Here is a 386-nt window from a genome sequence, read left to right on the forward strand (position 1 = left end):
TGCCCACACACTCCAGACATAGTTTGATTGCTTTGCTCAGCACCGTCGCCGCCTCGCCCCGCCAGACGCCGAAGCACAGCATGGCGGCTCCGGCCATCAGCAGCACGATCTGCGCCGCGGCCTTTTTCCCGCAGCTCATTTTTCATCACCCTTTCCGATTTTGTACCCCCATCATAGCGTGGGAGAGTTAAAGTCTCTGTTAAGAACGAAAACTTAACGTAAACCTTATCTATTTTTGCTATAATGAAAACAACACAAAAACGGAGAAATAAAAAGGAGGGCTCTCATGCACCTTTTAGTAATTGAAGATGAACGCGCCCTGTGCGAGACGATCGTCCGCAGCCTGCGGCGGCTGGCCTACAGCGTGGACTACTGCTATGATGGGG

The 386-nt window shown here is 52.1% G+C and carries 1 protein-coding gene; it reads right to left on the minus strand.

Annotation, left to right across the window (positions count from 1 at the left end):
• A partial coding sequence (locus NE609_RS17365) for a CD1871A family CXXC motif-containing protein (protein ID WP_256153247.1) occupies positions 1-139 on the minus strand: 139 nt, incomplete at its 3' end.
• Positions 140-386 lie beyond the last annotated feature (247 nt).

The organism is Anaerotruncus sp. DFI.9.16, from assembly GCF_024461615.1.
Classification (GTDB): domain Bacteria; phylum Bacillota; class Clostridia; order Oscillospirales; family Ruminococcaceae; genus Anaerotruncus; species Anaerotruncus massiliensis.